Origin of the sequence: Synechococcus sp. Nb3U1 (assembly GCF_021533835.1) — a bacterium.
In the GTDB taxonomy this organism is placed as follows: Bacteria; Cyanobacteriota; Cyanobacteriia; order Thermostichales; family Thermostichaceae; genus Thermostichus.
On record NZ_JAKFYQ010000001.1, the window covers coordinates 1,155,043 to 1,180,031 of the forward strand.

Consider the following 24,989-nt stretch of genomic DNA (forward strand, 5'->3'; position numbering starts at 1 on the left):
CGTAAATCTGGGGTACAAGCGGGCTTGGATGACAGGGATCCCCCTCAAACGCTACAACAAAAGCTGTACTGCCGGTCTGGAGAAGATACCTATGAGCCTGAATCTGGTCACCCTTGTGGGGCGAGCCGGTATGGATCCGGAGCTGCGCTTCTTCGAGTCGGGCAAGGTGGTGTGTACCTTCAGTCTGGCGGTGAATCGCCTCCGCAAAAATGATGACAAACCCGATTGGTTCAACCTGGAGCTGTGGGGCCGTACTGCTGAGATTGCCGGGGAATACGTGCGCAAGGGTAGTCTGATCGGGGTGACGGGCAGCCTTAAGTTCGACCGTTGGAAAGACAAATCTACTGGCGAAGACCGCCAGAAACCGATCATCGCCGTGGATCGGCTGGAATTGCTGGGATCCCGTCAAGACCGCGACAGCAACATGCCCTCGGAAGAACCGTTTTGATCAGCGCGACTTGAACTGAGCCACCTCAGAGAACCTTACCACTTAGAATTACAGCCTTTTCTAGCCTTATCTGATACAACAGGTTGAGGCCAATCCCTTTCTCCATCAGGTTTTTTGCCTAGCTCAAGGGCCTGTGTGAAGTCGGAAAAGGCTGTGTTAGAATTGCTAGAATCATTGTCAGAATTATCGATAACTCGACAACAAGTACTGACTCTCTTGTGACAAGTTTGACAGGAGCCAAAGTGGATCTGGCTTCATGTCCATGGCTCACCGAGAGAAAAGATGCAGAGAAAATATCAATGCCACACTCCTACCTCATTCAGCACCTCACTCCAGAGGACGAAGCTTTGATGGATGCCCTGCTGGTTACTTTCGGCAAGGCATTTAATGAGATCGAGACCTATCTGGAAAAACGGCCTAGTGCTGAATATATGCGGCGGCTATTGGGGAGTGACAACTTCATTGCTCTTGCGGCTGTGCAGGATGGGGATGTGGTGGGAGGAATCGCCGCCTATGAATTGAAGAAATTTGAGCAGGAGCGGAGTGAGATTTACCTTTACGATTTGGCGGTAGCTAAAGAGCACAGACGCCAGGGCATCGCCACAGCCTTGATTCAGAAGTTGAAGAAATTAGCAGCTGCCCGAGGAGCTTATGTCATCTTCGTCCAAGCGGATACTGGCCCTGAAGATGAAGCGGCAATTGCCTTGTATAGCAAACTAGGGAAAAGAGAAAATGTCCTGCATTTCGATATTCCGGTAGAGGGTGATAAAAACACCATCAACTCTGCATAAGATCTTGTATGGCATCTCGAATAAACGCTTCATCCATCGGATTTTGATACGGGTTCCCCGCCCGATGTCCCCAGATAGAAGGGATCCCTTGGTAGAGGGCATTCGGGATCTGCTCGGCTTCTGCCTGACAGTCGGCTGGGGTGAAGTAAAGATCCGTCAGGCTGGGCATAACCAGGGTGCGGGCCCGAATGGATCTCAAAGCGGCTGTGTAGTTGCCGTTGTGAACCGGGTTATCGCTGATGTCACAACGGATCCAGGTCTCGATCATCGACAGCAGATTATGGGGATCCCGGCGGCGATAACTGGCCTCCCAGGCTTGGGTCAAATAGTCTTCCAAAGTGGCATAGCCTAGCCCTACGTAGAGCTTTTGATTAAAGAACGGTTGGGATGCCGCCCAACTGGCATAAATATGGGCAAAGGCTCGAAACCCCCGGTCGGGCACCCCCAAAAATCGCCGACCATCCCAGGTGGGATCCGCCGTCAGGGCCGAGCGCAAACTTTCCAGAAACACCCGGTTGTGAACCGTGGTTTTGGCGGTGCCACAGAGGGCCGCGATTCGCTCCACCCGATCAGGGAACAGGGATCCCCAGTGATAGGCTTGCTGTGCCCCCATCGACCAGCCGTAGATCAAGCGGATCCGCTCGACGCCAAAGTGGTGGGTGAGCAGGCTCTCCTGCAGACGCACATTGTCCCAGTGGCTGAACCAAAAGCCATCCTCCTGCAGGCCACAGGCGGGATCGTTGCTAGGGGAAGTCGAAAGGCCATTGCCCAGCATGTTGGGGATGACAATGAACCAGCGTTCGGGGTTGAGAATGCCGTCGGGACGAATCAGCCAGTCCAGGTCAGGGTGCTGCGCTCCGTAGGAGGTGGGGTAGAGGATCAGGTTGTCTTTCTGGGGGGAAAGTTCCCCATAGGTGGCATAAGCAAGGGTGATTTGGGGCAGTCGGATCCCGCAGTGCAGTTCAAAATCCGTCTGGATCCAGTAGGTCATACCTGGAAGTGTCCCACCACCTGTTGATGCACCCGCAGATACCCCTGTTCCAAATGGGCGAGATGGGGCTGAAGATGCTCGTGGGCCTTGGCTAGGGCGTGAAAAGGAATCGACGGGTAGAGGTGGTGCTCAGCGTGATAGGGCATATTCCACATCAAAAATCGGATTGGCCACAGGGTAAGCGTGGTGCGGGTATTGGCGAGGGGATCCTCATCCTGGCTACAGCCTGTGTGTTCTGCCAGCAAAATAAAGCGCAAAATCGGCTGCCCTACCGCCAGGGGCAACAGCCACAACCAAACGATCCAAGGATCCCTCAACAAAAAAGAAGCCAAGATCCCAAGGCCATACACCGCCAGTTGCAGCCGCACCGAACGGGTCACCTCCTCCCGGGCGGACTCGGGAATGTAAGGGTAGCCCTCTAACCGCCCGCTGGCCATGCGGAAATAGCCCTTCACTTTGCCGATCCACCAAGTGATGCCGCTCAGCTCGATCAGATACTCCCGCCAGCTTTGGGGTTTGGCATCCTCCAGCTCCGGATCCTGGCCTGGAATCTGGGTGTAGCGGTGGTGCCATTTGTGATAGCGGCGATAAAAAGTGCTGTTGTAAAACGACAGCAGGCCCGCCAACCAAGCGACGGCATCATTGAGCTTAGGACTGGCAAAGGCGGTGCGGTGTACACATTCATGCAGAGCGGCAAACATCATCGCCAAACTGGCCCCATAGATCACCAGTGCCGGCAGCGCAATCCACCCATGGGATCCCATCTGAGTCAACCACAGGCTGCCGCTCACCCCCATCACCGCCAGATGGCCCGCCAGTTGCAAAAGTCCGGCCTGGTTGGAGCGGATATTGAGCTGCTTGAGGCGCTCGACCGGGATCAAGCGCTGAGGATTGAGGTCTCTATCAACCGGAGTTGCCCTGACCGACATGGGTGGCTCTCGTGAGCTGAGATGAATGAATGGGATCCTATCAAATCAAAAGTCAACGGCTGGTTGCCAGAGCTACCGAGCAACCCGGAATGGAAGTTCTTACCCATGACTACGGGGATCTGGTTGCTCGATCAGGACAGGAGAATTGCGATCCAACCCGGAAACAGGGCCACTGCCCGCCAAATCCAAGGGCTCTCCTGTGGCCAGGGCCAGCAGATTGGCACGTAACACCGATTCCGGCTGCTCCCCAATCGCAGAGCCCAGCAGCTCCCCTTCCTGATCCAAAAACAGGAAATGCGGGATCCCGTTCACCCGATAGCGGCTCAGTTCCGGCAACCATTTCGGGTTATCCACATTCAGCATGACAAAGTTAACCTGTTGGGCAAACTCCTCTTTCAGACTGGCCAGCACCGGCGCCATCGACCGACAACTGGTACACCAATCGGCGTAAAACTCCACCAAAGAAGGCTTGGCATTGGTCTGAGCTTGTTCTAAGGGGACGGCCCTTTGCGCCAGAGCCTCCAAGCTGGTACCGGCGCTCCGACTTTGGTTAGCCAAAAATAATCCCGTTGCCAGAATCACTGCTGCTAGAGCAATTAGCCCATTGCGCAGCCGTTTTGCCCAGCTTTCGCTCATGCCCAGTCCCTCTTGTGATTGATAGCTTGCAATTTACAGGTATCGTTCCAAAGGTCAACTTCCCATCAAAACCAGGGATCCCTCACCTTTATCCCTCAACCTTCACCGTTCTAGCACTCAACTCAACCCTCCCCAGTCCGCGGTACTCCAGAATCCAGACAGGCTGCATCTTGACGCCAGTTTTGTTACAATCAAATTGTACGAATAAAAACTTCTTAAAATCAAACAGATGAGTGTCTTACCCAGTCTGTTTATCTCTCACGGGGCCCCACTCTGCCCCTAGAATCCGGCCCTGTGGTGCAGTTCCTCCGAGAGTTGGGATCCCTTCTGCCCAACCCCCGTGCTCTTTTGGTCATTTCCGCTCACTGGGAAACGCCAGTACCTACGGTGAGTGCCGCTGCCCACCCCGCCACCCTCCACGACTTTTACGGATTTCCCCCACAGCTTTATCAACTGCGTTATCCCGCCCCAGGAGATCCGGCTCTAGCTGCCCGCGTGAAAGATCTCCTGGATTCAGCCGGGATCCCGACCCAACTTGACCCAGCACGAGGATTGGATCATGGGGCATGGAACCCACTCCTCTTGACTTATCCCGAAGCCCAGCTCCCGGTGCTGCAGTTGTCGATTCAGCCACAACAGGATCCCGCATACCACTACCATCTGGGACAAGCCCTGCAACCTTTACGAGAAGAGGGGGTGCTCATTTTGGCCAGTGGCGGTGCCACCCACAACCTACAGGAACTGATCGCGCCTACGTGGCGGAGGCATCTTCCAACAGCCGGTTGGGGAGAACAAGAAGCCGAGTTTGCCACCCAACCCCCCGCTTGGGTAAAAACCTTTGACCAATGGCTTGCCGACACCATTACCACTGGACAGGTGGAAAATCTGCTCAACTACCGAACCCTGGCCCCAGAAGCAGTGCGGAACCATCCCCGCGATGAACATTTACTGCCCCTCTTTGTGGCGGCTGGAGCCGGAGGCTCTCCCAACTGTTGGGCACAACTTTTTCAGGGCTATACCTATGGAGTGCTGAGCATGGCCGCCTTTCGCTTTGGAAACATGGATTCTGTTGGGTAGGGATCCAGTCTGGGGGAGAGGGCCTTGTAAGCGATAATGGGTGCGGCGTTTGCACCAATGGCTCAGCGATGCGCATCTCCTTGAAGTGGCTGCGGGAACTGGTAGACTTCGAGCTTACCCCGGAAGAATTAGGGGAAGCCCTAACCCTGGCAGGGTTTGAAGTGGAAGATATTGAAGATCGCCGCACCTGGGCAGATGGGGTGGTGCTGGGCAAGATTCTCAAAACAGAGCCTCACCCCAATGCCGACAAGCTACAGGTTTGCCAAGTAGATCTGGGGGTCAAGCCGCCTTCCACCATCGTCTGTGGAGCAGCCAACGCCCGTGCCGGGATCCTCGTTGCCGTTGCCCCCCCCGGTACCCACTTGCCCGCCCTCAACCTCACCATCGAAAAAGCCGAGAAACGGGGGGTGACCTCCGCCGGCATGATTTGTTCTCTGGCGGAACTGGGGCTGGAGAAAACTTCTGAAGGGATCCACGAATTTCCAACCGATTTAGATCTGAAAACCCATCCCCTTGGCTCGGACGTGCGCCCCCTCTTGGGCCTGGATGATGTGGTGCTGGATCTCACTTCAACCGCCAACCGTGCCGATGCTTTGAGCATGGTCGGCATTGCCCGTGAAGTAGCTGCCCTCACCCGCAACCCCCTGCACCTGCCCTCTATCACGGATCTCAAGGCCAAACCTATCGCCGGCCTCAACTTGCAGATTGCCGATGCCAAAGCTTGCCCCGCCTACAGTGGCGTGTTGATTGAGGGGGTGAAAATCGGCCCTTCCCCCAACTGGCTGAAACACCGTTTGGCGGCGGCTGGCACTCGCTCCATCAATAATGTGGTGGATATCACCAACTTGATCCTTTTGGAATGGGGGCAACCGCTGCATGCCTTCGATTGGGATCGCCTGCTGGGGGTGATGGGCAAACCGAAAAAGCTTGCTCTCGGAGTCCGCCTTGCCCAAGCCGGAGAAACCCTGAAAACCCTGGATGGCCAAACCCGCACTCTGCAGGCCGAGAGCCATCTGATCACCGCTGCTGACAAACCCGTAGCCCTAGCGGGGGTGATGGGGGGTGAAGAAACCGAGGTCAACCCGGAAACCAGCTCCATTTTTCTAGAAGCAGCCCTGTTCGACCCTGTGGTGACGCGGCGTTCTGCTCGTTCTCAGTCCCTGCGCACCGAGGCTTCCGCTCGCTATGAACGGGGGGTCAATTTTGCCAGCCTGGATCAGGCGCGGGATCGGGCGGTGCAGCTGATCCTGGAATTGGCCGGAGGAAAAGTCGTTGGCCTTACCACCTTTGACCAACGGCCCTCCTTGGAGCGCACTCTGGAACTGCGACTGGCGCGATTGATCGACGTATTGGGGGATGATGTGCGGACAGCGGATGTGGAAGAGATCTTGCCTGCTTTGGGCTTTCAGCTGTCCCCCTGTATCCCCAAGGCGGTCACCAAACCCGGTGCGAAACCCGCTGCTCCCGAAACTGAAACGGCGGCGGTGGCCCGTTGTGTCTGGCAGGTTCAAGTTCCTCCCTATCGTCTGCGGGATATTGAACGGGAGATCGACCTCATCGAAGAATTTGCCCGCCTTTACGGCTACGACCGCTTCTCAGAAACCCTCCCCCCGGAGCCTCAGGTGGGATCCCTTTCTCCACGGGAATCGTTCACTCGCCAAATCCGAGAAGTGCTGCGCGCCATCGGCCTGACGGAGCTTTACCACCTCTCTTTGTGCCCGGCTGAGGCTGAAGAGAAGGGCTCCAAGAACACCCTAGTGAAAATCGCCAACCCCCTCTCGCCGGAATATTCCGCCGTACGGAATGCTCTCCTGCCCGGTTTGGTAGAAGCCTTCCGCTTCAATTGGGATCAGGGCAATGGCCCACTGCAAGCCTTTGAAATCGGACGGGTCTTTGCCCACGCTCTTCCCCCTAGCCCCCACCCTTACCAAGAAGCCGATCACATTGGCGGCATTTTGGGCGGGGATCCCAACCCCAACGACTGGCAGCACCATAATCGACCGATGGATTGGTTCGAGGCCAAGGGGCTACTGGTCTCAGCCTTAGAACGGTTGGGGTTCCACCCCGAGTTTCGGCTGGATTCGCCCTCTGAGCAATTCCCAGAGCTGCATCCCGGTCGTCAGGCTAGCCTGTGGATTGAGGGATCCCGCATGGGTCTATTGGGTCAGTTGCACCCCCGCCTTTGTCAAGAAAAAGGCCTGCCGGATCAGGTGTATGTGTTCGAGTTGGAGCTGGATCCCTTGCTGGAAATCCTCGAGAAACGGGGTATTGTGCAATTTTCCCCCTTCTCGCCTTTTCCTGCTTCGGATCGGGATATCGCCTTTTTTGCCCCAGTTAGGCTTTCTGTGGGGGAACTGGAACAGGCTATTCGCCAAGCTGGGGGAGAGCTACTCCAGTTGGTGCAATTGTTTGATGAGTACCGTGGCCAGGGAGTACCTGAGGGTCAACGTAGCCTTGCGTTTCGTTTGGTGTATCGTGCCCCCGATCGCACCCTCACCGACGCCGAAGTAGAGGCTGCCCAAAGCCGGGTAAGAACCCAATTACAAAAACAATTCCAGGTCTCCTTGCGAAGTTGATTTCCCTGAGTTTGGTAAAGGATCCCTTGCCATAGTGTTTTGGAGAGATGAGTTGAGATGTGATGTGAATTACATCTCAACCTTGATCCGTATCACTTCAATTCTTTTCTGCTGTTTCTATCGTAAGGACATGCGCTACTAAAAGGCGCACTTCCCCCACAACTTCAAGGAGATGTGATCATGGCTAACCATAAAAAGGCTTGGGATTCTGCTGATGAATTGACCGATGATGAACTGGAAACCGTGGCCGGGGGCTGGTGTGGGAATGACCTCCGTCCTCGTTTCCCGATTCCTCTGCCTGGCCCTGTGGATCCCTTGCGTGGGGTATCTTTGGGTAACGGACTCCTTTTGCCCGCAGTTCAGAAAATCAACCAAGGATTCTAATCCCAACTGTCAGGGATCCCTAGTTGGTGCATCCTAGCAGTCCCGGATTTTTATTTGTGGAATAATCTGGATCCCTAACTTAATACAATCTGCCCACCCTCTCACTACAAGGGGTGGGACTTCCTTTTAGGGTTTGCTCTCTACTGGGTTAGATCTTCAATCAAGGGAAAGAGAACGTAAATCGACTCGCCGATCCAGTCGCAGTGGCCGTCCCATTGAACGTTTGCACAATGTTTCCACTCTTCCGTAGCGTCACAGTAAAGGGAATAGGAGCAGTTGATTGGGAACACCGTCTGAACAACACCACCTCAATGAGATATCTCCCTGTGGGAGGAGTAGAGGCCCAAAACACATTCTCAACAGGATTCGTCGTCACTCCAGCACAATTGGAATTGGCATCCACATCCAGGCGTCCGCCAGAAGGAATACTCGGATTTCCAAAAAATACCGTTTGCTCCCCAGGATCTGTGACATACAGATCCAAATCATCAATCGTGTTCCAAGTAAGGGTGATCTGAATCGGGCCAGTCCCTAGAGGCGGAGTTGGGGTGGATGTCGGAGTTGGGGTGGAGGCCCCCCCACCGATGGTCTGAGCAAAGTTCCCTTGGAAGCCATTATTCGCCAGGTAAGTTGCCACCACAGATGCCGGGGTGCCAGGAGCCACCTGAATCGCTACCCCGGTGCCATTACCCCTAGCAAGAAAAGTATTCCCAGCAATGGTACGGGCTTGAATCCCTTGCAAAATGCGAATGCCAAAACTCCCGGCTATCCCACCCACACCAATCGTATTGGACTGAATTGCCGGTACAGAACCCGCTCCATCCAGTTGAATGCCAGTAGTACCACTGGTACCTGTTTGCCGCGCCTGAAGCGCTAAGCTAGCCGTGGCTGGATCCCCTTCGATTTGATTGTTGCGGAACACCCCACCCGAGCTATCGCTGAAGCGGGCTGCCAAAGCTCCTAATGCCTGCAAAAGAATCCTGTTGTTTTCAATCGTGGGATTGCTCCCCGGCGCCGTGCCTATGCCCACCCCACCTGTTTTGCTGACAATCGGCGAGACCCGGCTGACCCGGCCATCCCCGGAGATTTGCACACAGGGATCCAAAAATTGTTGGCACAAAATCTGCGCCAGTTGGCCTAAGGCTCCTTCCAGGACGGCGGCATTGCCATTGACCACAATATTGGAGCGGGGATCATTAAGAGTGACTTTGCTGGGTTGAAAGGTGCCATTGTTCACCTGGACTCGTCCCCCCCCCAGCACCACCTCTACTCCTTGCAGGCTGGTTTGGCTGGCCACGATCAAGTCAAAGAGCCCGGTTAAAATCTCATAGGTGACAGAGCTGGTGATGCGAATGCGTCCACCATTGGTGCCATCGCCGCCATCCAGGGCCAGGTTGCTTTGTAGGGTTTCGCTGCCTGCCCCCAAAATTTCGATGACTACCTCCAGACCTGCCGTGGCATTTTGTAACCGTTGGGCTTCTGCGGTGGCATCTACCAGCTTGGTGAAGGGGCCATTCACGGGATCCACTCGCAGGGTGACCGATCCAGCTGGAGGCAGAGAAGGGGGGCCACCTGTGCCACCGCCACCACAACTGAGGGCAATCCCCGCCATTAACGGCAACAGGATGGCACGGATCCCCGTTCGAACTTGAGATGCCTGGCCAGCCATAGGTGGAAAGTCCTTTGTAAGAGCTTGCGGGTAGAGGTATACCAAGGCAGCTAACAACCACGGCAAAGTACAGGTAGCCAAGCAGAATTGAATACCTTACTGCAAAGTCATCATCGAATCGGATTCCCTCAAAAGTCAAGCCTTTGCAAGGGATCCGCAATCGAACGGCAACAAATTTTAATTTTAAGAGGTCTTCCCTGAGCGGATGGATCTATCTCCAAACCGTGACTAAGAGGTGCCAGATTTATCGCTCTTCCGGCACTTCAAGGGTTCCGGCGATGATCTCCTGCTTCACGGCTTCTACAGCAGCCACCAAATCCGCAGGGATCAAGGCCTCGTTGTACTCATCCAGGGCGTACCCCACCCCATCGTTCTCTAAGCCAAAGTCTTGAATGCCGCCGACAAAATTACCTTCGACAACGCTACGAATGACCTCATAGGTGGCAACATCCACCCGCTTCAGCATCGAGGTGAGGCCGTGGTTGAGGGTAGCAGGGTCGTTGTCGGTATCTCCCAAGTAGTTTTGGTTGGCATCTACCCCAATAAAGAACATCGGGCGGGTATCGCCACTGCAGGCACTGGCATAATCGGCAGGCTTGGGCACATCGACAAAGGGATCCCGAATGAAGCTCACCCCACTGGGCAGATCAGCGGCTTTGAGGCACTTTTCTTGCTTAACAAAGTCGATTAATCCCAGGCCGGATCCCCCGGCAGCGGCGTAGATAATGTCAACTCCTTGCGCTTTTTGGGCCGCTGAGATCTCCTTGGCCTTGGCTGGATCATTCCAGGCAGCCGGGGTCGTCCCGACATAGTTGGCGATAACGCGACAGGTGATACCTTCTTCAGCGCAGGCGTATTCCACCCCAGCCCGATAGCCCGCTTCAAACTTGTGGATCAAAGGGATATCCATGCCTCCCAAGAAACCAACCACCCCCGTCTGGGTTCGCTTGCCTGCCAGGTAGCCCACGAGGAAGGATCCCTCGTGTTCACGGAAGAGCAGGCTAGCCACATTATCTTCTTCTGGAGAGACAGAATCCACCAAGCCAAATTTCACATCTTTGAACTCAGCAGCGCTGGCGGTGACAGCCGGTTCCAAGGCAAAACCTACACCTACCACCACATCAAAGCCTTCTTCGGCAAACTTGCGTACCCCAGGCCCTAGTTGGGAGGGATCCGTCGGTTCAAAATCAAACACCTGTACGCCAAAATCTTGCTTGGCGCGTTCCGCCCCTTCCGCAGCCGATTGGTTAAAACTGCGGTCGTTTTTGCCCCCTTCGCCAAAGGCAATGCCCACCCGCACCGACTGAGCTTGAGCAGCACTGCCAAGGGCAAACAGCCCTGCCAACACCAAAGAGATCCCCACTGTTTTGCGCATTATCATGATTCCTATCGCCCCAGTAGCTTAATTAACATTTCCCGAAAGGCCAATTTGTCCGCTCTGAGCACAACCTCGGCATTGGCAGGCCGACCCATGATCCCCAGGCGATCCACCAAACTGTAGCCGCGGGTTAGCTCCCCACGACATTCAACGTCCACGTAGTGACGACGACTCTCTTGAATCAGTTCCGGCTGTAAAGCCATGGCTATCGTCAGAGAATCGGGATGGGTAATGCCATCGAGACTGCCCCCTTCCGGATGGGATCGGTTGAACTCCCAGGCAACCCGGTTCACAGCCAAGTAGAACTGGCTGAGGGGGGTATCGAGGGATAGGATCGGTTCTAACTCTTCTTGCGTCAGCAGGCCATCCCTAACCGACAAATCCCAGGGGGACAAGACCACGTCAAACCCAGCGTGCAGAACCGTCCGAGCTGCCTCAGGATCAACATAAAAATTGAACTCAGCCGCTGGGGTAATGTTACCGAGAGCATTATTGGTACCGCCCATCACCCAAAGCTTTTTCACCTTTTGCGACAGGGTGGGGTCTTGGGTCAGGGCCAGCGCTAGGTTGGTCAGGGGGGCTTGAGCGATAATTTGCAGCTCTCCGGCCCAGCGGTTGGCCAGTTTGACAATAGCAGTCGGGGCAAACAGAGGTTCCGGGCGCTGCTTGGCCTTTGGGAAGAAAGAATTGCCCATGCCATCTTCTCCATGCACATAGGCGGCAGTCACCAGCTTGCCCAGCAACGGCCCAGTCGCTCCGGGATATACCGGGATCCCACTTTTTCCAGCCACTTCCAGAGTGTAGAGGGCATTTTCGGTGCATTGCTCTAGGCCCAGGTTGCCCGCACAAATAGTGATGGCTTCGATAACGCTATCGGGCCAGAGCAGCCCAAAGAGCAGGGAAGTAACATCGTCTCCGGCAGTATCCGTGTCGATCAAAAAGCGCTGCAAAGCCATATCCAGACACCATCCAAATAAGGTGCCATCCTATCGATAGAAAGTCGTCTGAGAACAAAAATTTACGCCAGCTTTAACTTGAGGCTAGAGGGGCTCTAGGGTATGGGCGGTTTATCTTGAGAAAAGCCGTTACTTCTGTCGAATCGAGCCTTTATGTCCGCCTCCATCCGCTCCATTACCCCTCAACAGATGGCCGAACGGTTACGGGATCTCAGTGCTGGCCCTCTGCAACTGATCGATGTGCGGGAACCCGCAGAGCTGGAGATTGTGAATTTGAATGCTGTGGGCTTTCGTAACTATCCCCTCAGCCAGTACGAGGAGTGGAGCGAACGGATCCTTGTAGAGCTAGATTCAGAGCAGCCAACCTTTGTCCTCTGTCACCATGGGGTACGCTCAGCGCAAATGAGCTATTGGCTACAGGTCAACGGGTTTACCCAGGTTCACAATATCAGCGGCGGCATCCATGCCTGGGCTTGTGAGGTGGATCCGTCATTGCCCATCTATTGAAAGTTTTTCTAAAGAGCTTTTCTAACATGTTCCCCATCCTCCATTTGCACGGGGATCCGCAGCAGCGGGGCCAACAGTATGGATCCCAGGCGGCCCCACTCATTCGCCACAGCATTGCCAGCTATGCCCGCCAGTTTGCCTATCGCTGTGGTCTCACCTGGCAACAGGCCCAAACCCAAGCACAGGGATCCCTGCCCCGTTTGGAACGCCACACCCCTCACCTACTAGAGGAAATGCAGGGTATGGCCACCGGCAGCGGTTTCACATTCTCCGAGATCCTGGCCCTCAATCTGCGCACCGAGATCCTGGCGGGGTCGGTCTCCAGGGGATCCCATCCTGACTACAAGGCCGCTATAGCCGCAAACCGTCGCCTTGGCGTTCCAGAGCATCTGTCTGAAGGGGATCTGGATCCCGTCCATTCAAAAAATGCAACTCCAGATTGGGGGGAGTGCACCACCTTGGCCGCTCTCCCTCAGGCTACCTCCACCCGCCACACCTACCTAGCCCAGACCTGGGATTGGATCGGGGATCAGCGCCAAGCCTGTGTACTGTTGCGCGTTCAATCGGATGAGCACCCCAACTACCTCACCCTGACCGAAGCCGGGATCCTGGCCAAAATCGGCCTCAACCAAGCGGGGCTGGCCGTTGCCCTCAACCTATTGCGCTCCCAGCAGGATGGCCAAACCCAGTCTGAGGGAATGCCCGTCCATCTGCTGCTGCGGCTGCTATTGCAGTGTGAAGATGATCAGCAGGCCCTGGAAAGGGTGAAATCTTTCACCTACACAGCCTCCTCTTGCGTGAGCGTGGCCAGTGCCACCGGACAGGTGATCAGTTTCGAACTCAGCCCACAGGGAATCGGCCTGCATCTAGCCCAAGAGGGGATCCTCGCCCATACCAATCATGTTCTGGATCCGGCCCTGCAAAAGGATGAAATACCTCCTTATGTGGGATCCTCGACAACACAACGGCTGGAACGGGCCTATCATCTCCTGAGACAGAGCGCCCAAAGGGGATCCCTAAACGAAGTCACGCTACAAAAAATACTGCAAGATCGAACCGGTGCTCCCCGCTGCATTTGTCGCCATCCGGATCCCAATCTACCTGCGGTGGATCGCACTGAAAGCGTGGCGGCGGTGGTGATGGATTTGACCCAGCAGATTTTGTACGTGGCCCCCGGTCTTCCCGATCAGGTAGAGTTTGTGCCAATTTCCACCCGCGAGAACGACGTGGATTGATATATTCCCCGACTACACTGGGCGCAACAAAGCTCCTGACAACCAGAAGGCACTAGCTTTGGTGATTCTTGTGATCAGGGACTTGGGTCAGGTTCTGGCAGAACATAAATGGACTCCACCTGTCGCCCCGCCACCGGAACGGCTTGGATCGTGCCTTGGTCGATGCGGTAGATCACCTTCTCTGCTTGCAGTTGATTGTCCCCTTGACTGATAGTGACCTGGCCCTCCAGTTCAATCCGCTGCTCCTGGCTGTAGTAGACCGCTTTTTGGGCACGAGCGCTCAAGCGTTCGGCGGGAAAATTGAGGGTGACGTTGCCCATAGCGGTAAACACCCCCGTATTGGCGTTGGCCTCCTGAGAATCGGCGTTGATGCTGATAGCACGTGGGTTCTGACCCCAAGCCGGGATCCCAGATCCCAACAATAGGCCCAATGCCAGTAGCCCGCCCAGAGAGTTCCGATAGCGGTTTCTTTCTAACTTCATGCCACACCACCCAACCAAACCACCACAGCAGCCAGTCTAGCTTGTGGCTCCCGAGTTGGTTCCATTTCCCCCTTTGGGCAAGACTTGGGCCAACTGGCCCTCTAGGTAGGCCACCCGTTGCATCAGTTCCCGGTTGGTCTGCAACAGTTCCCGCGCTTGGCTATTCAAGTAGGGATCCGATTCCCACCAGTTAATGCCGATCTCTTTGGCTTTATCTACCGAGGAAATCAGCAGGCGGATCCGCACATTCAGCAACTCCACATTGCCCACAGAAACGGTAATGTCTCCCGCAATCACAATGCCCTTATCCAGCACCCGCTCTAACACATCGGCCAAAGAGGAGCCGTGCGTGGCTGTGGTTAAGGGTTGAGAGGAAATAGGCACAGGGTGGATGACTCTCCAGGACTTGCAAACAGGGGGCCAGGAATTAGCCAGGCAGTTGATCTAGCAAATGATTAAGCAGTTGGGATCCCTCATCTTGGCGTTTGCCAGCGCGAGCCAACAGCACATCCCCACAGAGGGCACGAAAATCGACATTCTCTTTGCTGACGGACAGCTCGTGTTCCTTGACAATACGGCCAATCATCAGGCAACTGCGCAGGCTGGGATGTTGGGTCAGATCCAACTTGCGGCGGAAGGCCCGCACCACATGCACGATCTTAAGGGCATCCGGCGCGGATAAGCCCAACCGTGAAATGAGGATTTCTTTTTCGGTTTCGATGTCCGGCTCTCCCATATCGATGGTGATCATCCGGTCGAGCAGCGCATCTTGGGCTTTGTGAACTCCCGTGTACTCCTCCGGGTTGGAGGTAAAAATAGCGCGAAACTGAGGATGCACCCGCAGATATTCCGACCGGTTGCTATCGGGCGGCATCACCAATAGCTTTTCTTCCAAAGCACTGAGCAAAGCATTATTGGCCTCAGGGCGGGAGCGATTGAATTCGTCGTAGATGAGGGTAAACCCTTCCCGACAGGCCAAGGTCAGGCGGGCATCCACCCAGCGTTGCTGCAGATCCTCTTCTGTCTTCACCACTGAGTGAATGTAGTTATCCACCACCCGCCGATGGGTGAATCCGGTGCGTCCCCCGATCAGATCGGAGGAGTCAAAACGGTCATCCCCGTAGATCAACATGATCGGGCGGCCCATCAGACTGGCCAAGTGCATGGCCAAGGTGGTTTTGCCCGTACCGGAAGGCCCCCGCAGATGTACCGCAAAGCCCGATTGCAAATAACGCAAGGCCCGACGGACGATCCGCTCCGTATAGGTAGTGTTCACAAACTGGCGTGGACGCGCCTGCAAAACGGTGGCCATGGGAGTACTCAACCTCTTTTGCCTTGACTATAGCTGGGATCCTTATTTGGGGGCTGTAACCCGACTTAAACTGCGACCGTTTCCGAAACCATACGTCGCAAGGTGGTCAGGATCTCCGAGGGATCCACCCCCAAATCCACCGCCCCCCGGGCCAGCAGATCCCGCACCTGTTCCCGATTGCCAATCACCTGCAACAGGGTCAAGTCGGGGTTTTGCGCCTGTAGGGCATCTACGTATTCATTCACATAGGTGAGAATACGGCCTGGCTCTTCAGCTTCGGTTACAGGAGCAGGCGGAATCACGGGAATGGCGGGCGAAGCCACTGGTGGTTGGGGTTGAGGTTCTGGGTTAGGAGCAACCGGAATCGCGGCCTCAACTGAGGTTGTGCTGCTACCCACAAACATGGGGTCGGGGACAAGCTCTGGAGTTTCATCAGAACTTTCAGGAGGAGCAACTGAAACAGGAACCTCAGGTTGGGCCTCTAGCTTGACTTCGGGTTCTGGGGTGAGAAAAGGGATCCCATTGCCCCACACCTGTTCATGCAGCTCGATTCGGAAAGCCGCCAGCTCACTGTGCAGTGCTTGAGCTATAACCTGCCGTTCCTGGGCCATCTGGGCCAGTTCCTGCTGAGCCACTTGCTGTAGAGTTTGGACTTGCCGTTGAAGATCCGCACAAAAGGCCTGCCGCGCTTGCTGGGTGACATCGGCCATGGTTTGCCGCGCTTGGCTATAGGATCCCAGTAGACCCTCCACATCCAAGGTCAGATTGGCCCGAAAAGCCTGCAGTTCTTGCTGGATGGCCTCAGACTGAGCGGCTCGCTCTTGTCCCAAACTGGAGAGAAGGTCTGCCACCGATTTGGCCCGTTGTGTGGCAGTTTCTGTCCGTGAATATTCGTCTAAGGCACGCTGTACCGCCCGATCTTGCTCCAGCTTGCGCAGGTGGCTGCGGGTTTGCTCCGTCCGCTGCCGCCTAGCCTGCTGCTGTTGTTGCCGTTGTTGGCTTAACTCAGCCATCAGGGCTTGGTGACGCTCAAGGCGCTGCTGACGGGATTGACCTAATAAACTTTGGTTTTGAGCTGCCCGTTGAGCTCGGGCCATGGCCCACTGTTCCTGCAAACTCATGCTGTCCAATCCCTTACGTTCGTTCTAAATGTGAGGGCCTAATGTGAGTGCATGGATCGGGCAAGCCCGATGTCCCAGCAACTGGCCAATGGATAAATCACCGAAAACAAAATGGCTGTATCGACTGGATTGGCGGGATCGAGGAAAGTAAGGCAGAAGCCCAAACAGACCCCTGCCTGATTCCACGAGAGCCTTTACTACACAGTTGCACCGGCTCCTCAATCCAAAACCCATGAATACTCATGATTTTGAGGAGTGATGAATCGATGCAGCCTTTGAAAAGAACCTCTAACTTAGGTAGCGGGGGCAGCCGCAGTAGCCGTCAGGCCCACAGCCTCAGCGTATTTCAAGTAGGTTTCCACAGAGGCCACGACAACCCGGGCCTCAATCGCCAACAGCTCGATACCAACCAAAGAAACGCGCACCCAGGCATCGACAACGATGCCTTTATCCAAGATGCGATCAATCACTTCGGCCAAGCTCGAGGAAGAGTTTACTTTCTCAACTGCCATGACAATTACTCCTGCATTGATGATGCTAGTTCAGAGGGACAAACCAAGGGGCGGCCAAAATCCTTCAGAAGGGATCCAAAATCAAATCCACTCCCACCGAGGCGACGAACCGCACTTCCCATCGCTCTAAACCTCATTTTGATACTTTTTTCCACCCAGAACACCCGTAGATCCGCTGAAATCAAGTGGGATTTTTCAGCGATTTGTCGCTTTTTGTGAAAGATTATCTGTACAGCCGTAATCTTTCTTAATAGAGAAAAACTGGTGAAATGTTCTCCTAGGCTAAAGCGGCAAGAGGGGGAGTCCATTTGCAGGGATCCCTATATACTAAGATATTGTGTTTGTTCTTGCGTTTGTTTAACCGTGACTTGTTGCCCGCCTGTGGAGCTACTGTGGCTGATTTGAATGCTGGGATCCCGAGTGTGCGCCGCCTGCAAAAGGGGATCAAAGACCGCGAAATCTTTGAAATCAAACTCAGCACGGGGGATACTTTCGTGGGCCAGTTGCGCTGGCAGGATCCCGATTGCCTCTGTTTAACAGATGCCGGGGGACAGGAATCGCTGCTGTGGCGCTCCGCTATTGCCTTCATCAAGGTCAAATCTCATCCGTAGAACCCCGTAAAAACCTACCCCCAACCCCACATCCCCTTACAAAAATTCAAAGGATCCATTTCCCCCATTCCATGGGCAATTGACTTCAGGTAAAAGTACCGGAGGAGAAGGGTATGATCAAAGAGTGTTAAAAACTCTACTCTCTCCTCGCATGACCATGACGGCTACCCCTATCGAGTTGCGCCTTCAGCCTGCTGCCCAGCGGCACAATCACTACAGCCGCGAAGACTTTTTCTGCTTCGACCGCCCCCAGGGATCCCTTCTGGACTGGACAGGGGGACGCAATATTTTGGTGAGCGAAGATTTCATCCTGGGTCTGCAGCAGGGCCTAGAAGAGGAAGTAGGAGATGCCTCCGCTTCCTTGATGTACACCATCGGCCAAGAGTGGGGTCGCAGTGATGCCACCCATTTTTCCCAGTGGTACGAAGAGGAATACCGGCGCAAAACTAAGCAGAGCAACCTGATGTTTCTGCTGGAAACCTGGTGGTGGCCCTTGACTTCTCAGGGATGGGGCCGTTGGGAAGTCGATACCGAAAACCGGCGACAAGGCTTTATTTTCATCAACCTATTCGACTCAGCTGTAGCACGTACCCTTGGAGATGTGGGTAAGCCCGTTTGTCATCTCTATGCTGGGTTGTTTGCTGGATTCTTCAGTGCCATGGTGGAACGGCAACTGAATTGCATTGAGATCCAGTGCTATTCCATGGGGGAGAGCTACTGTAAGTTTTTGCTCGGCAGCAAGGAGCGCATTGATGCTGCTGCCTTCTGGCTCAACGAAGGGGCTAGTGCCAACGAAATTACCCAAAAGTTGCGTTCAGGTGAGGGAGTAGCCAAGGCATGACCCTAGAGATTCCTTTAGAAGACTCTGTGCAGGGCTTTTTTGCCCGTTTGAATTGGGATAACCGCCCTCTCCAGGTGCGCTCGGTGCCCATGCCCTTCCTGCTGCTGCGGGAGCACTTTGGCTCCATCCCTTGGGCCGGGGATCCCTTAGATTTGGCGGCGCGTTCCTTGGGATCCCTGTCGGCAGTACCGGAACCGGAACCAGAGGAGGAGCAAATCACTCTGGCAGATCTATTCAGCATGTTTTGACCCCTGCAGCACCCACTGACTACCGGGAGAAGCGAGAATGTCTAGCGCATTTGAACAGATGCTCATCGAGGCGGAAGCACGCTACCTGAAGCCAGACGAATTGAGCCAGTTGAAATCCCATATTCTCGGTTGGCCGAAGCGGCAGCACGTCTACCGGATTCTGCGGGAACGAGAGGGCCAGATGGTGGGCCGCACTTTGAATGCCCTCAAACAGGAAATGCCCAGTCTTTCGGGACAAGTACTGGAGCTATGTCAGCGGCATCTGCTGTTGTTGTTGCGCCACAGTGCCATGGCCATGTTGCTTCAGGATGAAGAGCTTTTGAAAGAACGGCTGATCGAGTGGATGGAAGAAGAGGTGCGACTGTACGGGCTACAGAGCGTTTACGAAATTGCCTATCGGATCTTTCAGCAGGAACTCAAAGATCACCTTGCTCCTGGCGAGCTGGAGTTCATTCGCCCCCTGATTACTCAGGTTCAGGTGGCTTTGCTGTTTTAAGGTGCTACTGGCTGCTTTAGAACTTTACAGGATTCTTTCAGAATCTTGATCGCGCTCCCCATCCATCCTTTAACACCATCAACAACAACTCACAAAGGCTCCCTATGGTCACCACTGCCTCCAGCCCCAATAGCTCGGCCAGCTTCGACCCCTACACCCCAGTTTTGGCCAATTACTACACCCCCACTGCCTATCTGCAAAGTGATTTGGAATCGGGCCTATTGGAAAGTCGGCGTGGGGATCGTCTTTTGGCCCTTCCCGAAGCGCTGCTGCGGGGGATCTACAGTGGCTTGGAATACGAGACCGGCCAGGCAGCCCGTCTGGTTTTGCGCAACTGTGGTCGGATGTGGGGGAAGGAGTTTTTTCGCCGCTTTGCGCTAGAGCTTTCGGACTACTACCAAAAGCCTCTGGCGGAACTGGAGATGGGCCTTTTCTTGCAAAATCTGAGGCAAGCCTGGAAGACCCATGGTTGGGGATTGATCGAGATCGACTGGACCTACAAAGATCAAGGGGTTTTGGTGGTGTCCATTCGCAATTCTCCTTTTGCTGCGCTCACGCCGGCCCATTTCACTCGTCCGATGGGCTTTTTGGAGGCGGGGTTGCTGGGTACTTGGTTTAGTCAGTTGACCGGACAGGATTTGCTCTGTGTGCAGACCACCAGTGAGGCCTTGGGGGCAAAAAGCAATTTGTTCGTCCTCTCCACCGCCACCCGCCTCAAGGAAGGGGAAGCCTGGGTGGACTCCGGCCTCAGCCACGACCAAGTCCTAGAGAAGTTGTTGCAACCGACCCAAACGGTATGATCATTTCGCCTGTAGAAGTGGGATCCCACAAAGAGGGGGATGAGTCTGTATAATCTTCTGAAAGCCGGACGAACTCAAGCGAACGAGGTTGTGGTCATTGGGGTGGCGTGTCAGAGCAATTCGCGGAGCCATAACCGTTCCCTGCAACAGTGCCGAGGCGATCTGCACAGCGGTAACAGAGCTGCTAGATACCCTGGAACATCGCAATGCTCTTGACCCGGCGGAGTTGGTCAGTGTTGTGTTTTCTGTCACGCCCGATTTGAATGCTGCTTTTCCGGCCCAATTTGCCCGCCGCCGTCCTGGTTGGGAGTTGGTGCCCCTGCTGGATGTCCAACAAATGGAAGTGATCGGTGCCTTGCCCCGGTGTATTCGGGTGTTGATCCAATTAAATACGCCTTTGAGTCAGGCCGATATTCAGCATGTTTACTTGGGAGGAGCACAGGAATTGAGACCGGATCTCAGCCCAGTTTGATGGAGCAGTTTGGTTTGCTTGGCTTCATGAGGGGTTAAACTCTAGACTCTAGATCTGTTGTCCTCAGGGCAGGGATCCCAACTCAAATGGGCAGATCCTGCTTACGGGGGTTCCTTTTGTCGCAGGTTGATTTCCCATTGCTCCAATTGATCTTGACGGGCGGCGACTTCCGCTTCCCGTCGGCTGAGTTCCTGACTTTGCCGGGTTAAAGATTGCCGCCAGCTTTCAATTTCAGACAAATCCATCAGGCTGCCCGTCTGGGATAAGCTATGGAGCATTTCTACCAGTTTCATGGCCGCTTCTTCCACCCGCTGCACCCGGCGCTCCTCCGAAACTTCCACCAGAAGCAACACCCCAACGTTGTAGGCGCTAGCATCGCTGGAGGTGACGATTTCCGGCTTGCGAACCGCAGACCAAACCCGATCCGGAGTCTGTTGTGCCAACAATTGCAGCTCTGCGTGGCCGAACAACCCTTTCTTGTGCACCCGTGCCAGATACAGCATGAAGATGGTTGGAGGAGCAGTGTGATTTTAGCACCGATCCTTTCGGTTCAAGGGATCCTATCGCTGCACCTTTGCCTAATCCTCGGGTATCGCCCGTGTTGCCGAGGGGATCAGTGTTAGGATCGGCTTTGAAATGGGCAATGACAAACTCTCTCCCATTTTCATCGTTGTAGGGATCCCTGGCATGTTTCTCACCCAAAGCCCCTATTTCTTGATGGCAGCGCTGGTGGCTATTGCCAGTGGAGCTATCTTCGCGGTTCGGTTCATCAAGCGAGAAGCTTCCGCTGAGTACGATGTCATTTTCGCCACGATGGGCCTGATTTATTCCGTCTGCCTGTTGTTGGAAGGCCAACGCCTGATTCCGTTGCTGTTTTTTGCCCAAGTGCTCTTGGCGGTGATGGCCGGTTGGTTTGCGATCGAAACCTTCCGCTTGCGCATTCTCCTCAGCGAAAAGGCACGACAAGTGGGCGGGGCTCGTCCGACTGCCCGTCGTCAAGGCTTTACCCGTACCTATCAACCGGACAGCTATGGGGCAGGGCGCACCGTTTCCACCCGTGCTGGGGGATCCCGTATCCGCGATACCTCCTCCTATGGCCGTTCCATTGCTGGGCGGAGTGAAGACCCTGGCCCCGGATCTAGCCGCCGCTCGAGGCCCCAATTGACTAGCGATACCCGTGTGCGGCCCCGCCGTCGACCGGAAGCGGATGAGTATTACGACGAACCGGAACCCCGTTCTCGCCAGGGCTCTGACTATGATGAGCCCGCCCCACCTCCACCGGAAAACCGCCGCCCCCGTCGTCCTGCTGCTGGTTACCCTGAAGATGAACCCCAAGACCGCGGCACTAGCACCGCCACCCGCCGCCGTCCCCCGCGTCTACCGGAAGAGGAGGGCTACGTGGATGAAGTGCCGCCCCGTCCTCCCCGTCGGGTTGTAGAGGTGGAATCGGTGGAGGTGGAGGAAGTGGATCCGGACGAGTACGAAGATGATTTGTTGTAACTGGGGTGGAGTCCTACTGGACTAGCTCCTAGCTCAGCCCGTGTTGCGCATCCCGGCGGCAATACCGTTGATGGTGAGCATCGCCCCCCGCAATAGTTCGGCCCGACTGTAGCGAGTCCGGCCAGTTCGGGATCCCTGATTTTCCCGCAGCCGCTTCAAGAGAGAGACCTGAATAAAGCCCAGAGGCACAATCGAGCGATTGCGCAGCTGCACAGAGCGCTTTAGGTAGGGGTCATTTTCCAGCAGCTCGCTGTGCTCCGTAATTTGCAGCACCATCTCTCGGGTGCGGTACATTTCCTCGGCGATGCGCTCAAACAATTCCATTGCCCGCTCTAGGTTCTCTGGGGAGCTCATCTCCCGCACATAATGGCGAGCAATTTGTAGATCCACCTTAGAGAGGGTCATCTCCACCTTGGAGATCACCATGCGGAAGAAGGGCCACTCGTGGTACAGATGTTGTAGGTGCTTGAGGTTGTGATCCCCCTTAGCCACGTACTCCTGCAGGGCGGTGCCTACCCCATACCAAGCGGGTAACAGAAAGCGGCTTTGGGTCCAGCTAAACACCCAGGGGATGGCCCGCAGGGATCCGATATCCTTCTGGCTGCCGCTGCGGCGAGCCGGACGGGAACTGATCTGCAACTGACTGATCTCTTCGATGGGGGTGACCTCGTGGAAAAACTCCACAAAGCCCTCCTGCTCGTAAACCAAGCCGCGATAGACTTGCCGGGAACGATCCGCTAAAGATTCCATCAGGCGCGACCACTCGTGTAAATCATTGGGGTAGGTGCGCAATAGACTGGCCTGGATCACGGCACTGGTGACGGTTTCTAGGTTAAAAATGGCCAGATCCTGGAGGGAATACTTAGAGGCCAACACCTCTCCCTGCTCAGTAATTTTGATCCGTCCGCCCACACTGCGCCCCGGCTGGGCCAAGATCGCCTCGTAAGCTGGGCCACCCCCACGACCGACCGATCCGCCCCGACCATGGAAGATCTGCAATTTCACCCCATAGGACTCCGCCACCAGTTGCAACATCTGCTGGGCTTTGTAGATTTCCCAGTTGCTGCTCAAAAAGCCAGAATCTTTGTTGCTGTCGGAATACCCCAGCATCACCTCCTGCAGATCCCCCTGCTGACTCAAATACTGCCGATAAAAGGGGATCTCCAACAGCCCCTTCAAGACTTCCGGGGCCCGCTTCAGGTCTTCTACAGTTTCAAACAGGGGTACCACTGCCAGGGATCCCTGGCCGCTGATGGGGTCGTAGAGGCCGACTTCTTTGGCCATGAGCAGCACCTCCAACAGATCACTGATCTGCCGGCTCATGCTGATCACATAAGTTTGGCAGATGGGCAGGCCAAATTCCTGCTGTAGGCGGCGCAGGGTACGGAAGGTGGCGATCAACTCTGCGGTTTTATCAGAGAAAGGGATCTCCAGGGGTAAGAGGGGCCGCCGCGTTTGCAGCTCCTGGAGTAAGAAAGCCGTTTTTTCCTCCTCCGCCATTTCGATATAGGGGCGGGGCAAAATGCGCAAATACTCAAAGATTTCGGTTAGGGCGGCTTCGTGGTAGCTGCTGTCTTGGCGGATGTCTAGGTGAGCTAGGTGAAAACCAAACACCTCCACCTGCTGGATCAGGTGGCTCAGTTGCCGACAGGCTAACCCGCTGCTTTTCAGGCTTTTTTGAATCAGTTGTAGATCCGCCAAAAACTCCTCGGCATTGGCGTAGGCGTTGGCCAGGGGTGGGGGGGCGGGCAGGTTGGCGGAATCTGCCAGCTGACGGTTGCGCTCCCGGGTCAGTTCCAGTCGTCGCTGAATGTAGCTGAGCTTGAGGCGGTAGGGTTCTTGGCGAAATTGTAGGGAATAGGACTCGTACACTTCCGGCAGCAGGCGGTGATCCTGCTCGAGGGCATCCAGCAGTTGGCTATCCACATCCCCCCAGTGCAGGGAGATGCTCAGGGTTTTGGTGAGGGCTTTCACCGATTCGATGTATTTGCCCAGGATCAAATTGCGTTGATAACGAGCCGTTTGCCAGGTTACATCTGCCGTTACAGAAGGGTTGCCATCCCGGTCGGATCCCACCCAGGAGCCGAAGTTGCAAAAGCTGGCCGCCGGGGGCTCCAGGTGAGGGAAGGAATTTTTCAGGCTGCGGCTTAGGTATTCGTGCAGCAGAGGAATGGCCTGGAACAACACCTCTTCAAAGTAGTGCAGGGTGTAGTCCACCTCGTTGAGCACCGTCGGCTTGGCCTGGTGCAATTCGTCGGTGCGCCACCAAAGCAAGACTTCCTCGGCCAGTTGTTCTTTGAGAATGGAAGCCTGTACAGGAGAAGACTGCTCGGCCCAGTCCAGTTGGCTGAGCAGATGGGAGAAAGCCCGCTGCTTTTCGCGGATGGTGTGGCGGACGATCTCAGTGGGGTGGGCGGTAAAGACCATGCGAATGTGCAATTGATCCAGCAACCGGCGCAATAGGCCCGGTGGCACCCCCTGGGCACGCAGATGGGGAAATAATCGCTCAAATTTTTCGTTTTCTCGTACGGTTCGTTGCTGGCTATCCACCATGCGCATATCCGAGGCTTCTGCGCGTTCGTAGTGCTGTTCGACAATGTTGATCAATTGAAAAAACAGGGCAAAGGCGCGGGCGGTTTGGATGGCGGCATCGAGACTGAGATATTCAACAATCTGCAGCACCTCCGGCACCGGATACTCCAGGGCCTGCCCTTCCGGAGAACACATGGAGCGCAGCCGTTGCAGCAAATCCACCAGCGACTGGCCACATTCCTGGAGCAGTACCGACTCCCACAGTTCTTCCACCAGTCGCAGCCGCCGACCCAAAAGGCCATCTGCCCCCTCCAGGCTGGGGGCTTTACCCAGCTCTATCGGCTGAGCCAAGGGATCCCGTTCCACAAAGGTCTCCTCCAGCCCGTTGACAGGACTGACAGTCCATTCTGCGGTAGTCAGGCGGGGAGAAGAGGTCATGAAGGCGGCTCCTGGAACAACCATCCCAATATTAGAGCCTGTTCGTC

At 55.3% G+C, this 24,989-nt stretch carries 27 protein-coding genes; 14 read left to right on the forward strand and 13 right to left on the reverse strand.

The window, feature by feature from the left end; all coding sequences use genetic code 11:
* The first annotated feature begins 91 nt into the window (after nucleotides 1-91).
* Together L1047_RS05300 and L1047_RS05305 are read left to right on the forward strand one after the other, a co-directional pair.
* Entirely contained in the window at nucleotides 92-448 is a 357-nt protein-coding gene (locus L1047_RS05300; protein WP_235277835.1) for a single-stranded DNA-binding protein, read from the forward strand.
* 299 nt (nucleotides 449-747) lie between these two features.
* Nucleotides 748-1,239, forward strand: coding sequence for an AAC(3)-I family aminoglycoside N-acetyltransferase (locus L1047_RS05305; RefSeq protein WP_235278868.1), 492 nt, complete (start codon nucleotides 748-750; stop codon nucleotides 1,237-1,239).
* Here the strand turns inward: L1047_RS05305 and L1047_RS05310 are convergent.
* The 3 genes from L1047_RS05310 to L1047_RS05320 form a co-directional block, all read right to left on the reverse strand.
* The gene (locus tag L1047_RS05310) at nucleotides 1,226-2,230 is read right to left on the reverse strand and encodes an alpha/beta fold hydrolase (RefSeq protein WP_235277836.1); all 1,005 of its coding nucleotides are present in this window, start codon (nucleotides 2,228-2,230) and stop codon (nucleotides 1,226-1,228) included. The two genes, L1047_RS05305 and L1047_RS05310, sit on opposite strands and share 14 nt — an antisense overlap.
* A complete protein-coding gene (locus L1047_RS05315; protein ID WP_235277837.1) occupies nucleotides 2,227-3,159 on the reverse strand; it encodes a fatty acid desaturase family protein in 933 nt (310 codons plus the stop codon). Before L1047_RS05315 ends, L1047_RS05310 begins: the two co-directional genes overlap by 4 nt.
* Before the next feature lie 99 nt (nucleotides 3,160-3,258).
* Complete coding sequence (locus tag L1047_RS05320) at nucleotides 3,259-3,795, reverse strand: thioredoxin domain-containing protein (RefSeq protein WP_235277838.1); 537 nt, start codon at nucleotides 3,793-3,795, stop codon at nucleotides 3,259-3,261.
* A gap of 294 nt (nucleotides 3,796-4,089) precedes the next feature.
* Between L1047_RS05320 and L1047_RS05325 the strand changes: the two genes are divergently transcribed.
* The 3 genes from L1047_RS05325 to L1047_RS05335 all read left to right on the forward strand — a co-directional run bounded on the left by L1047_RS05325 (nucleotide 4,090) and on the right by L1047_RS05335 (nucleotide 7,832).
* Nucleotides 4,090-4,872 carry a DODA-type extradiol aromatic ring-opening family dioxygenase gene (locus L1047_RS05325; RefSeq protein ID WP_235277839.1) on the forward strand — a complete coding sequence of 261 codons (783 nt, stop codon included), beginning with the start codon at nucleotides 4,090-4,092 and terminating at the stop codon, nucleotides 4,870-4,872.
* Nucleotides 4,873-4,940: 68 nt separating this feature from the next.
* Complete coding sequence (gene pheT, locus L1047_RS05330) at nucleotides 4,941-7,448, forward strand: phenylalanine--tRNA ligase subunit beta (protein ID WP_235277840.1); 2,508 nt, start codon at nucleotides 4,941-4,943, stop codon at nucleotides 7,446-7,448.
* Between the two features lie 180 nt (nucleotides 7,449-7,628).
* Nucleotides 7,629-7,832, forward strand: coding sequence for a hypothetical protein (locus L1047_RS05335; protein ID WP_235277841.1), 204 nt, complete (start codon nucleotides 7,629-7,631; stop codon nucleotides 7,830-7,832).
* Between the two features lie 160 nt (nucleotides 7,833-7,992).
* Here the strand turns inward: L1047_RS05335 and L1047_RS05340 are convergent, their stop codons facing one another.
* The 3 genes from L1047_RS05340 to L1047_RS05350 all read right to left on the reverse strand — a co-directional run bounded on the left by L1047_RS05340 (nucleotide 7,993) and on the right by L1047_RS05350 (nucleotide 11,835).
* Nucleotides 7,993-9,501, reverse strand: coding sequence for a YfaP family protein (locus L1047_RS05340; RefSeq protein WP_235277842.1), 1,509 nt, complete (start codon nucleotides 9,499-9,501; stop codon nucleotides 7,993-7,995).
* Between the two features lie 244 nt (nucleotides 9,502-9,745).
* Nucleotides 9,746-10,882: a BMP family lipoprotein gene (locus L1047_RS05345; protein ID WP_235277843.1), complete on the reverse strand. Its 1,137-nt coding sequence runs from the start codon at nucleotides 10,880-10,882 to the stop codon at nucleotides 9,746-9,748.
* Between the two features lie 5 nt (nucleotides 10,883-10,887).
* Nucleotides 10,888-11,835 (reverse strand): nucleoside hydrolase, encoded by a 948-nt coding sequence (locus L1047_RS05350; RefSeq protein WP_235277844.1) that lies wholly within the window; start codon nucleotides 11,833-11,835, stop codon nucleotides 10,888-10,890.
* Between the two features lie 153 nt (nucleotides 11,836-11,988).
* Between L1047_RS05350 and L1047_RS05355 the strand changes: the two genes are divergently transcribed.
* On the forward strand, nucleotides 11,989-12,342 hold the full coding sequence (locus L1047_RS05355; RefSeq protein ID WP_235277845.1) for a rhodanese-like domain-containing protein: 354 nt from the start codon (nucleotides 11,989-11,991) through the stop codon (nucleotides 12,340-12,342).
* A 26-nt stretch (nucleotides 12,343-12,368) separates the two neighbouring features.
* Complete coding sequence (locus L1047_RS05360; RefSeq protein ID WP_235277846.1) at nucleotides 12,369-13,577, forward strand: C45 family autoproteolytic acyltransferase/hydolase; 1,209 nt, start codon at nucleotides 12,369-12,371, stop codon at nucleotides 13,575-13,577.
* 74 nt (nucleotides 13,578-13,651) lie between these two features.
* Here the strand turns inward: L1047_RS05360 and L1047_RS05365 are convergent, their stop codons facing one another.
* The 5 genes from L1047_RS05365 to gvpA all read right to left on the reverse strand — a co-directional run bounded on the left by L1047_RS05365 (nucleotide 13,652) and on the right by gvpA (nucleotide 17,004).
* Entirely contained in the window at nucleotides 13,652-14,059 is a 408-nt protein-coding gene (locus L1047_RS05365) for an LptA/OstA family protein (protein ID WP_235277847.1), read from the reverse strand.
* Between the two features lie 36 nt (nucleotides 14,060-14,095).
* Nucleotides 14,096-14,443, reverse strand: a complete 348-nt coding sequence (gvpJ, locus tag L1047_RS05370; RefSeq protein WP_235277848.1) for a gas vesicle protein — start codon at nucleotides 14,441-14,443, stop codon at nucleotides 14,096-14,098.
* Nucleotides 14,444-14,486: 43 nt separating this feature from the next.
* A complete protein-coding gene (gene gvpN, locus L1047_RS05375; protein ID WP_235277849.1) occupies nucleotides 14,487-15,371 on the reverse strand; it encodes a gas vesicle protein GvpN in 885 nt (294 codons plus the stop codon).
* A gap of 65 nt (nucleotides 15,372-15,436) precedes the next feature.
* Nucleotides 15,437-16,492, reverse strand: coding sequence for a gas vesicle protein GvpC (gvpC, locus tag L1047_RS05380; protein WP_235277850.1), 1,056 nt, complete (start codon nucleotides 16,490-16,492; stop codon nucleotides 15,437-15,439).
* A 293-nt stretch (nucleotides 16,493-16,785) separates the two neighbouring features.
* Complete coding sequence (gene gvpA, locus L1047_RS05385) at nucleotides 16,786-17,004, reverse strand: gas vesicle structural protein GvpA (protein ID WP_235277851.1); 219 nt, start codon at nucleotides 17,002-17,004, stop codon at nucleotides 16,786-16,788.
* A gap of 341 nt (nucleotides 17,005-17,345) precedes the next feature.
* Here gvpA and L1047_RS05390 point away from each other — a divergent pair, with 341 nt between their 5' ends.
* The 6 genes from L1047_RS05390 (at nucleotide 17,346) to aroH (ending at nucleotide 20,472) form a co-directional block, all read left to right on the forward strand.
* Nucleotides 17,346-17,615, forward strand: a complete 270-nt coding sequence (locus L1047_RS05390; protein WP_235277852.1) for an Hfq-related RNA-binding protein — start codon at nucleotides 17,346-17,348, stop codon at nucleotides 17,613-17,615.
* Nucleotides 17,616-17,772: 157 nt separating this feature from the next.
* Entirely contained in the window at nucleotides 17,773-18,456 is a 684-nt protein-coding gene (locus tag L1047_RS05395; protein ID WP_235278869.1) for a V4R domain-containing protein, read from the forward strand.
* A complete protein-coding gene (locus L1047_RS05400) occupies nucleotides 18,453-18,704 on the forward strand; it encodes a hypothetical protein (protein ID WP_235277853.1) in 252 nt (83 codons plus the stop codon). The genes L1047_RS05395 and L1047_RS05400 overlap by 4 nt, the downstream gene beginning before the upstream one ends.
* Before the next feature lie 37 nt (nucleotides 18,705-18,741).
* Nucleotides 18,742-19,200: a hypothetical protein gene (locus L1047_RS05405; protein WP_235277854.1), complete on the forward strand. Its 459-nt coding sequence runs from the start codon at nucleotides 18,742-18,744 to the stop codon at nucleotides 19,198-19,200.
* Nucleotides 19,201-19,304: 104 nt separating this feature from the next.
* Nucleotides 19,305-20,000 carry a V4R domain-containing protein gene (locus L1047_RS05410; RefSeq protein WP_235277855.1) on the forward strand — a complete coding sequence of 232 codons (696 nt, stop codon included), beginning with the start codon at nucleotides 19,305-19,307 and terminating at the stop codon, nucleotides 19,998-20,000.
* Between the two features lie 97 nt (nucleotides 20,001-20,097).
* Nucleotides 20,098-20,472, forward strand: coding sequence for a chorismate mutase (gene aroH / locus L1047_RS05415; protein ID WP_235277856.1), 375 nt, complete (start codon nucleotides 20,098-20,100; stop codon nucleotides 20,470-20,472).
* 101 nt (nucleotides 20,473-20,573) lie between these two features.
* On the opposite strand, the gene L1047_RS05420 is transcribed toward aroH, so the two are convergent.
* Entirely contained in the window at nucleotides 20,574-20,975 is a 402-nt protein-coding gene (locus tag L1047_RS05420) for a hypothetical protein (RefSeq protein ID WP_235277857.1), read from the reverse strand.
* 133 nt (nucleotides 20,976-21,108) lie between these two features.
* Here L1047_RS05420 and L1047_RS05425 point away from each other — a divergent pair, with 133 nt between their 5' ends.
* On the forward strand, nucleotides 21,109-21,972 hold the full coding sequence (locus L1047_RS05425) for a Ycf66 family protein (RefSeq protein WP_235277858.1): 864 nt from the start codon (nucleotides 21,109-21,111) through the stop codon (nucleotides 21,970-21,972).
* Nucleotides 21,973-22,005: 33 nt separating this feature from the next.
* Here the strand turns inward: L1047_RS05425 and ppc are convergent, their stop codons facing one another.
* A complete protein-coding gene (ppc, locus tag L1047_RS05430; protein WP_235277859.1) occupies nucleotides 22,006-24,942 on the reverse strand; it encodes a phosphoenolpyruvate carboxylase in 2,937 nt (978 codons plus the stop codon).
* Nucleotides 24,943-24,989: the final 47 nt, after the last annotated feature.

What these genes read in the sequence shown, in the direction of transcription:
- L1047_RS05315 (WP_235277837.1), bottom strand. Translation starts at nt 3,159, where the DNA reads ATGTCGGTCAGGGCAACTCCGGTTGATAGAGACCTCAATCCTCAGCGC.
- L1047_RS05395 (WP_235278869.1), top strand. Translation starts at nt 17,773, where the DNA reads ATGACGGCTACCCCTATCGAGTTGCGCCTTCAGCCTGCTGCCCAGCGG.
- L1047_RS05350 (WP_235277844.1), bottom strand. Translation starts at nt 11,835, where the DNA reads ATGGCTTTGCAGCGCTTTTTGATCGACACGGATACTGCCGGAGACGAT.
- L1047_RS05300 (WP_235277835.1), top strand. Translation starts at nt 92, where the DNA reads ATGAGCCTGAATCTGGTCACCCTTGTGGGGCGAGCCGGTATGGATCCG.
- L1047_RS05345 (WP_235277843.1), bottom strand. Translation starts at nt 10,882, where the DNA reads ATGATAATGCGCAAAACAGTGGGGATCTCTTTGGTGTTGGCAGGGCTG.
- pheT (WP_235277840.1), top strand. Translation starts at nt 4,941, where the DNA reads ATGCGCATCTCCTTGAAGTGGCTGCGGGAACTGGTAGACTTCGAGCTT.
- gvpN (WP_235277849.1), bottom strand. Translation starts at nt 15,371, where the DNA reads ATGGCCACCGTTTTGCAGGCGCGTCCACGCCAGTTTGTGAACACTACC.
- L1047_RS05400 (WP_235277853.1), top strand. Translation starts at nt 18,453, where the DNA reads ATGACCCTAGAGATTCCTTTAGAAGACTCTGTGCAGGGCTTTTTTGCC.
- L1047_RS05410 (WP_235277855.1), top strand. Translation starts at nt 19,305, where the DNA reads ATGGTCACCACTGCCTCCAGCCCCAATAGCTCGGCCAGCTTCGACCCC.
- L1047_RS05305 (WP_235278868.1), top strand. Translation starts at nt 748, where the DNA reads ATGCCACACTCCTACCTCATTCAGCACCTCACTCCAGAGGACGAAGCT.
- L1047_RS05340 (WP_235277842.1), bottom strand. Translation starts at nt 9,501, where the DNA reads ATGGCTGGCCAGGCATCTCAAGTTCGAACGGGGATCCGTGCCATCCTG.
- L1047_RS05365 (WP_235277847.1), bottom strand. Translation starts at nt 14,059, where the DNA reads ATGAAGTTAGAAAGAAACCGCTATCGGAACTCTCTGGGCGGGCTACTG.
- L1047_RS05405 (WP_235277854.1), top strand. Translation starts at nt 18,742, where the DNA reads ATGTCTAGCGCATTTGAACAGATGCTCATCGAGGCGGAAGCACGCTAC.
- L1047_RS05360 (WP_235277846.1), top strand. Translation starts at nt 12,369, where the DNA reads ATGTTCCCCATCCTCCATTTGCACGGGGATCCGCAGCAGCGGGGCCAA.
- L1047_RS05310 (WP_235277836.1), bottom strand. Translation starts at nt 2,230, where the DNA reads ATGACCTACTGGATCCAGACGGATTTTGAACTGCACTGCGGGATCCGA.
- L1047_RS05320 (WP_235277838.1), bottom strand. Translation starts at nt 3,795, where the DNA reads ATGAGCGAAAGCTGGGCAAAACGGCTGCGCAATGGGCTAATTGCTCTA.
- gvpA (WP_235277851.1), bottom strand. Translation starts at nt 17,004, where the DNA reads ATGGCAGTTGAGAAAGTAAACTCTTCCTCGAGCTTGGCCGAAGTGATT.
- L1047_RS05420 (WP_235277857.1), bottom strand. Translation starts at nt 20,975, where the DNA reads ATGCTGTATCTGGCACGGGTGCACAAGAAAGGGTTGTTCGGCCACGCA.
- gvpC (WP_235277850.1), bottom strand. Translation starts at nt 16,492, where the DNA reads ATGAGTTTGCAGGAACAGTGGGCCATGGCCCGAGCTCAACGGGCAGCT.
- L1047_RS05425 (WP_235277858.1), top strand. Translation starts at nt 21,109, where the DNA reads ATGGGCAATGACAAACTCTCTCCCATTTTCATCGTTGTAGGGATCCCT.
- L1047_RS05355 (WP_235277845.1), top strand. Translation starts at nt 11,989, where the DNA reads ATGTCCGCCTCCATCCGCTCCATTACCCCTCAACAGATGGCCGAACGG.
- L1047_RS05335 (WP_235277841.1), top strand. Translation starts at nt 7,629, where the DNA reads ATGGCTAACCATAAAAAGGCTTGGGATTCTGCTGATGAATTGACCGAT.
- ppc (WP_235277859.1), bottom strand. Translation starts at nt 24,942, where the DNA reads ATGACCTCTTCTCCCCGCCTGACTACCGCAGAATGGACTGTCAGTCCT.